Below are 7,441 nucleotides of genomic sequence, written 5' to 3' on the forward strand. Positions count from 1 at the left end.
AGGTGAAACAAATGGCCATCAAAGCAGAAGAAATCAGTGCTCTGATTAAAGAACAAATCAAAAATTACCAGAGTGAACTTGCAGTTGAAGAAATTGGAACTGTAACGTATGTCGGTGACGGGATTGCCCGGGCCCACGGTTTGGAAAATGCCATGAGTGGTGAATTACTAGAATTTTCCAATGGTTCATTTGGGATGGCACAAAACTTAGAAACAAACGATGTCGGGATTATTATCTTAGGTGATTTTGAGACCATTCGTGAAGGAGATAAAGTAAAACGAACTGGGAAGATTATGGAAGTTCCAGTTGGGGATGCTTTAATTGGTCGGGTCGTTAACCCATTGGGACAACCCATTGACGGCTTAGGTGAAATTTCTACCACGAGTACTCGTCCAGTCGAAACATTAGCACCTGGTGTTATGCAACGACAATCTGTCTCAGAACCAATGCAAACTGGTTTAAAAGCCATTGATGCGTTAGTTCCAATCGGTCGAGGACAACGGGAATTAGTTATCGGGGATAGAAAAACCGGTAAAACTTCAATTGCGATTGATACAATCATCAACCAAAAAGGTCAAAATATGATTTGTATCTACGTTGCCATTGGACAAAAAGATTCTACAGTACGGGCACAAGTTGAAACGTTACGCAAATATGGTGCGTTAGATTATACCATTGTTGTTTCAGCAGGGGCATCTCAACCCGCACCATTATTATATATCGCGCCATATGCAGGGACTGCTATGGGTGAAGAATTTATGTATAACGGCAAACACGTTTTGATCGTCTTTGACGATTTATCAAAACAAGCGGTCGCTTATCGTGAACTTTCTTTACTATTACGTCGGCCACCAGGTCGTGAAGCATACCCTGGGGATGTTTTCTACTTACATTCTCGTTTATTGGAACGGGCAGCAAAATTATCTGACGAATTAGGCGGTGGCTCAATGACCGCTTTACCATTTGTGGAAACACAAGCTGGTGATATTTCTGCTTATATTCCAACTAACGTTATTTCAATTACCGATGGACAAATCTTCTTAGAAAGTGATTTGTTCTATTCAGGTGTTAGACCCGCGATTGATGCCGGTTTATCTGTTTCACGGGTTGGGGGGTCTGCTCAAATTAAAGCGATGAAAAAAGTTGCCGGAACTTTGCGCTTAGACTTAGCTAGTTACCGTGAATTAGAAGCCTTTACTCAATTTGGTTCTGATTTAGACCAAGCGACCCAAGCAAAACTAAATCGTGGTCGTCGCACAGTGGAAATTTTGAAACAAAAATTACATGCACCATTAGCAGTTGAAAAACAAGTTTTAATTTTATATGCCTTAACTCATGGATTTATTGATAGTATCCCAGTAAATCGAGTTTTAGACTTTGAAGAAAACTTATTTGAATATATTGATGCTAATCATGCAGATATTTTTGAAACTATTCGGACCACTAAAGATTTACCTGCAGAAGAAGAATTAGATGCAGCAATTAAAGAAGCAAAAGATATCTTTATGGCAGCAGGTAATAGTAGTTCTGCTTCTGCTAAAGATACCGCCGCTTCAATCGAAAACGAACGTTCTTAAAAGAGGTGAGATAAATGGGAGCTTCCTTAAATGAGATTAAGCAACGGATTGCTTCAACAAAGAAAACCAGTCAAATCACCAACGCCATGCAAATGGTTTCGGCTGCCAAATTGACCAAATCTGAAGCTCACTCAAAACAGTTTCAAATTTATGCCTCAAAAGTTCGGGAAGTAGTTACGCATTTAACTGCACAACAGTTAAATGATATTTATTCTGCCGGCCCACAAGATGGGGTGAACTACAATAGTATGTTAATTAGCCGCCCAGTTAAAAAAACTGGTTACATCGTGATCACCTCTGATGGTGGTCTAGTTGGTGGCTATAATAGCTCGATTTTAAAACAAATGATGTCAATGTTAAAAGAAGATCATACTTCACCTGAGGAATACGTTATGATTGCCATTGGTGGTACTGGCGCAGACTTCTTTAAAGCCCGTGGTATTGATTTAGCTTACGAATTGCGTAACCTATCTGATCAACCAGGTTTTGAAGAAGTACGTAAGATTGTCACGATGGCAACTACGATGTATCAAAATGAAGTATTTGACGAATTGTATGTGTGCTATAACCACCATATTAATTCATTGACTAGTCAATTTCGAGTAGAAAAAATGTTGCCGATTGTTGACTTAGATCCAGAAGAAGCAGAAAGTTATGAACAAGAGTATTTGTTTGAACCTTCTAAAGAAGAAATTTTGGATCATTTACTACCCCAATATGCTGAAAGCTTGATTTATGGCGCAATTGTTGATGCTAAAACAGCCGAACATGCTGCGGGGATGACAGCAATGAAGACAGCAACTGACAACGCGAAGAATATTATCGCTGATTTGACGATTTCTTATAATCGCGCACGTCAAGGGGCAATTACCCAAGAAATTACCGAAATCGTAGCTGGTGCTGCGGCACTTGATTAATGATTTCGTAAGTGAATGGAGGAAAACAGATGAGTTCAGGCAAGATTGTTCAAGTAATCGGTCCCGTTGTTGACGTGGAATTCTCTTTAGATCAATCATTACCAGACATTAACAATGCTTTGGTTGTCTATAAAAATGACGAACAAAAAACCAAGATTGTACTAGAAGCTGCCTTAGAACTAGGCGATGGTGTGATTCGAACGATCGCAATGGAATCTACTGATGGCTTGCAACGAGGAATGGAAGTTGTTGATACAGGCAGTTCCATTTCTGTACCAGTGGGAAAAGATACTCTAGGTCGTGTATTTAACGTTTTAGGCGATACAATTGATTTAGAAGAACCTTTTGCTGCTGATCAAAAGCGGAGCGGGATTCACAAAAAAGCGCCTGATTTTGACGAATTAAGCACTAGTACTGAAATTTTAGAAACAGGGATTAAAGTTATCGACTTACTAGCTCCTTATTTAAAAGGTGGTAAAGTTGGTTTGTTCGGTGGTGCCGGTGTAGGTAAAACCGTTTTAATCCAAGAATTGATTCATAATATTGCACAAGAACATGGTGGTATTTCTGTTTTTACCGGTGTTGGTGAACGAACTCGAGAAGGTAACGACTTGTATTATGAAATGAAAGAGTCTGGCGTTATCGAAAAAACAGCCATGGTGTTTGGCCAAATGAACGAGCCACCTGGTGCCCGGATGCGGGTTGCTTTAACTGGTTTGACTATTGCAGAATATTTCCGCGATGTTGAAGGCCAAGATGTCTTATTGTTTATTGATAATATCTTCCGTTTTACCCAAGCCGGTTCAGAAGTATCTGCTTTATTAGGCCGAATGCCTTCTGCCGTTGGTTATCAACCAACATTAGCTACTGAAATGGGGCAATTACAAGAACGGATTACCTCAACGAAAAAAGGTTCTATTACCTCAATCCAAGCGATTTATGTGCCAGCCGATGACTATACTGACCCAGCGCCAGCGACAGCCTTCGCTCACTTAGATGCAACAACCAACTTGGAGCGTAAATTAACTGAACAAGGGATTTATCCAGCGGTGGATCCACTTGCTTCATCTTCCAGTGCTTTAGCACCAGAAATTGTGGGAGAAGAGCACTATGAAGTAGCCAGTGAAGTCCAACACGTATTGCAACGTTACCGTGAATTACAAGATATTATTGCCATCTTAGGGATGGACGAATTATCTGATGAAGAAAAAATCTTGGTCGCTAGAGCGCGCCGAATTCAATTCTTCCTTTCACAAAATTTCCACGTTGCCGAACAATTTACCGGTCAACCAGGTTCTTATGTGCCTGTTGCTGAAACAATTAAAGGCTTTAAGGAAATTTTAGATGGGAAACACGATGAATTACCAGAAGAAGCCTTCCGTAATGTCGGTACAATTGAAGAAGCGGTGGAAAAAGCGAAAAAACTAGGCTATTAGAAAGGGGTGCACCATGGAATACTTAACTGTAAATGTGGTAACACCTAATGGTTTAGTCTATGACCATCATGCAAAAATTGTGGTGGCCAATACAACGGCTGGTGAAATTGGTATTTTACCAAAACACGCACCGATTATCACACCTTTAGCAATTGATGAAGTTCGGGTGAAAAGGACCGATTCTGATACTCATGTCGATTGGATCGCAGTGAATGGTGGCATTATGGAAGTAAGAGATAATGTCGTATCCATTATTGCCGATAGTGCCGAAAGAGAACGAGATATTGATGTTTCTCGGGCAGAACGCGCAAAACAACGCGCGGAACGAATGATTGAAGAAGCTCGAGAAAAAGAAGACGTCGATCAACTACGGCGGGCGACGGTTGCCTTACATCGCGCTATTAACCGCATCAATGTTTCAAAACATCAATAAAATGAAAAGGTTATGACTCCTAGCAGTCATAACCTTTTTTTAGATTCTTTTACTTTTATAGCTATTGTTATTTTTTGGAAAATCACTAGATTAGTCTTTTTGGTTTGCAGAAAAACTAAAATAGGCTAAAATATAAAAGAGATTTTAAAAAAACGTTTTAAAACCTTAAAAAAGTTTTTGTTTTTTTAAACTACCATTTGTGGTATTATGGGATTGTTGAATTTTTTATTCAGGAGGAAGAACGAATGCAAATCTACGGTATTGATGCGATTGTACGGATTATTAGTCATTTTGCATTTGTTTATTTAGCCTTCTGGGGATTGCGGTCATTACGGCTTGATACACAGTTCAAAACGTTTCAGACTGCGCAAATCAGAATCGTTCTTTTGATGCTGGCAATTAGCCTAGGCTTTTTAACCAGTAGTTTTTTCTTAGAAGTTCTGAATTTATTGAAGAATGTTTTTCTATCAATCGTATAGTGAATACAAAAAACGTACTTTATGAAAAAGTTATGGTATAATAAAACAGATTTTGAGTGCAAAAGCATTCAGGCTATTTTCTGGAGGGAATTTTAATGGAAGAGATTATCGTTCAAAGTGGTAATCAGCTAAAGGGTACTGTCAAAATTGAAGGCGCCAAAAATGCCGTTTTACCAATCTTAGCTGCAAGCCTATTAGCTGAAGAAGGGACAACCACTTTACGGAATGTGCCAATTTTATCCGATGTTTTAACAATGAATGAAGTTATCCGCCACTTAAATGTGGATGTGAATTTTAATGAAGCTGCAAATGAAGTAACAATCAACGCTTCTCGTCAATTGGAAATTGAAGCACCGTATGAATTGGTAAGCCAAATGCGTGCCTCAATTGTTGTAATGGGCCCACTTTTGGCTCGTAATGGTCATGCAAAAGTTGCCATGCCTGGTGGCTGTGCGATTGGTAAACGTCCAATTGACTTACATTTAAAAGGTTTTCAAGCCCTAGGCGCGAAAATTAACCAAAAAGAAGGTTACATCGAAGCAATTGCTGATGAATTACACGGCAACACAATTTATTTGGATTTCCCAAGTGTTGGTGCAACCCAAAATATTATGATGGCTGCTGTTAAAGCTAAAGGGACTACTATTATTGAAAATGTAGCTCGTGAACCAGAAATTGTTGATCTTGCCAACATTTTAAATAAAATGGGTGCTCAAATTTTTGGTGCTGGTACAGAAACAATGCGCATTGAAGGGGTAGAACATTTACATGCGGTTAATCACTCTATCGTTCAAGATAGAATTGAAGCTGGTACGTTTATGGTAGCTGCCGCAATGACTGAAGGAAATGTCTTAATTCAAGATGCTATTTCAGAACACAATCGCCCTTTAATTTCTAAATTGAGTGAAATGGGTGCTGAAATTATTGAAGAAGAAGATGGACTTCGTGTTATTGGCCCTAAAGTGTTAAAACCAACGGATGTAAAAACAATGCCTCACCCAGGTTTTCCAACGGATATGCAGGCACAAATGACAGCTATTCAAATGATAGCTCCTGGCACTAGCGTTGTGACTGAAACAGTTTTTGAAAATCGTTTCCAACATTTAGAAGAAATGCGTCGCATGAATGCTCACGTAAAAATTGATGGTAACGTAGCTGTTATTGAAGGTGGACATGAAATGCAAGGTGCTTTAGTCTATGCCACTGACTTACGTGCTGCGGCTGCTTTAATTTTAGTTGGTTTACGTTCAAATGGTATTACACGTGTCCGTAATTTAAAATATTTAGACCGTGGCTACTATAACTTCCATAAGAAACTACAAGCGTTAGGCGGTAATGTTGAGCGCGTTGAGATTGAACACAAAGCAACTACTAAAAATGCGACAACGATTGCTTAAGAAATAGAGGTGTAACTGGATGAGGTTAAATCGTTATATCATTACGACATTAGTGAAAATTCTCTTTGTCCTTTTACTGGCTATGATTATGTTCATTATCGGAACAATGATTGGTTATGGCGGAATTGGTGAAGGAATGCCATTAAAAGTTTTCTATCCAGGACTTTGGACCCATATCTTAGATTTCATGAAATAAAACTTGTTGCCGGCCATTTTGGTCGGCTTTTTTAGTCTATTCAACTTTTAATAATGGTAGCATTTTATCTTAAAAGAAATTTTTTTCTGCCTCTAATTTTTTAAAGTGGGAGAAAGAAAAGTTGTTACCGTTTTATATTTTGTCTTTTTTGTAAGGTAGGTGTAATAAAAGGTTACTTTTGGTGCATCCGCCCAAATCTACTGTAATATTTTGTTGCGCGCGCTTTTTTTATACCCATCTTTTTAAGTAAATTAACAGGAAAAATTACTACTTGTAATATTTTAAAATGTTGTTATACCAAGGTTTTTAAAGGAGAAATCAAAATTATAAGACAAATATTTCGTTTGTAACAAGAAATAAAGCTGTTCCTTTTTTCTTGTCAAAGAGGTTTAACTCTCTTGTAACCTACGCTTTTAAAAGAGATGCTATGATACTTCTCGTGGAAAATTTCAAATAATTGTAAAGGCTCATGTTTAGCCATTCGAATTTTTATTTTTTTGAGGAGTGTCAAATAAATGCAAACCCGATTATTACCAATTTTAAGTGCAACAATTGTTATCGCAGTAGGAAGTATGTTGCCTGTTTATGCGGCAGAAAATGAAGTTACGAGCGAACCGACAGTGCATACAGAACTTGTGACGAAAAATCAAGCAACGAATTTATCTAGCTCACTATTAGTTGAAACGACGAATAATCAAGCAGTAGATTTGGTAAAAGAAGATATTAAAGCAAAAGAAGCTGCCAAAAAAGCAGCGGCTGAAAAAGCTAAAAAAGCAGCGGCCGAAAAAGCTGCTAAAGAAAAGGCTGCAAAAGAAGCCGCCCAAAAAGCAGCAGCCGAAAAGGAAGCGGCAAAAAAAGCGGAAGCTAGCGAACAAACCGCAGATCAAAGTCAGCCAAGTGGTCAAACAATGATGATGGAAGCGACTGCTTATAGTTCAGATCCAGCTGATGCACTAGGAGGCGGTTCAATTACCGCGACTGGCCAAAATTTATTGGAAAATCCAAT

8 protein-coding genes are annotated in these 7,441 nt (G+C 38.6%); all 8 read left to right on the forward strand.

The window, feature by feature from the left end:
- Positions 1 to 11: 11 nt before the first annotated feature.
- Complete coding sequence (gene atpA / locus RU96_RS11380) at positions 12 to 1,577, forward strand: F0F1 ATP synthase subunit alpha (RefSeq protein WP_071865633.1); 1,566 nt, start codon at positions 12 to 14, stop codon at positions 1,575 to 1,577.
- 14 nt (positions 1,578 to 1,591) lie between these two features.
- On the forward strand, positions 1,592 to 2,494 hold the full coding sequence (locus RU96_RS11385; RefSeq protein WP_071865634.1) for a F0F1 ATP synthase subunit gamma: 903 nt from the start codon (positions 1,592 to 1,594) through the stop codon (positions 2,492 to 2,494).
- Between the two features lie 29 nt (positions 2,495 to 2,523).
- Positions 2,524 to 3,930 (forward strand): F0F1 ATP synthase subunit beta, encoded by a 1,407-nt coding sequence (gene atpD, locus RU96_RS11390; protein ID WP_071865635.1) that lies wholly within the window; start codon positions 2,524 to 2,526, stop codon positions 3,928 to 3,930.
- A gap of 13 nt (positions 3,931 to 3,943) precedes the next feature.
- Positions 3,944 to 4,363 (forward strand): F0F1 ATP synthase subunit epsilon, encoded by a 420-nt coding sequence (locus tag RU96_RS11395; RefSeq protein ID WP_016171497.1) that lies wholly within the window; start codon positions 3,944 to 3,946, stop codon positions 4,361 to 4,363.
- A gap of 245 nt (positions 4,364 to 4,608) precedes the next feature.
- Entirely contained in the window at positions 4,609 to 4,842 is a 234-nt protein-coding gene (locus RU96_RS11400) for a DUF1146 family protein (RefSeq protein ID WP_071865636.1), read from the forward strand.
- A gap of 95 nt (positions 4,843 to 4,937) precedes the next feature.
- Positions 4,938 to 6,239: a UDP-N-acetylglucosamine 1-carboxyvinyltransferase gene (murA, locus tag RU96_RS11405; protein ID WP_071865637.1), complete on the forward strand. Its 1,302-nt coding sequence runs from the start codon at positions 4,938 to 4,940 to the stop codon at positions 6,237 to 6,239.
- Between the two features lie 19 nt (positions 6,240 to 6,258).
- A complete protein-coding gene (locus RU96_RS11410) occupies positions 6,259 to 6,435 on the forward strand; it encodes a DNA-directed RNA polymerase subunit beta (RefSeq protein ID WP_016171500.1) in 177 nt (58 codons plus the stop codon).
- Between the two features lie 515 nt (positions 6,436 to 6,950).
- Positions 6,951 to 7,441: hypothetical protein (locus RU96_RS11415; RefSeq protein ID WP_071865638.1), on the forward strand; the 491-nt coding region annotated here is incomplete at its 3' end.

Source organism: Enterococcus canintestini (assembly GCF_001885735.1).
Classification (GTDB): Bacteria; Bacillota; Bacilli; order Lactobacillales; family Enterococcaceae; genus Enterococcus_C; species Enterococcus_C canintestini.

Coding starts and splice junctions, on each gene's coding strand:
- atpA (WP_071865633.1), top strand. CDS start 12: ATGGCCATCAAAGCAGAAGAAATCAGTGCTCTGATTAAAGAACAAATC.
- RU96_RS11400 (WP_071865636.1), top strand. CDS start 4,609: ATGCAAATCTACGGTATTGATGCGATTGTACGGATTATTAGTCATTTT.
- RU96_RS11395 (WP_016171497.1), top strand. CDS start 3,944: ATGGAATACTTAACTGTAAATGTGGTAACACCTAATGGTTTAGTCTAT.
- RU96_RS11410 (WP_016171500.1), top strand. CDS start 6,259: ATGAGGTTAAATCGTTATATCATTACGACATTAGTGAAAATTCTCTTT.
- murA (WP_071865637.1), top strand. CDS start 4,938: ATGGAAGAGATTATCGTTCAAAGTGGTAATCAGCTAAAGGGTACTGTC.
- RU96_RS11385 (WP_071865634.1), top strand. CDS start 1,592: ATGGGAGCTTCCTTAAATGAGATTAAGCAACGGATTGCTTCAACAAAG.
- atpD (WP_071865635.1), top strand. CDS start 2,524: ATGAGTTCAGGCAAGATTGTTCAAGTAATCGGTCCCGTTGTTGACGTG.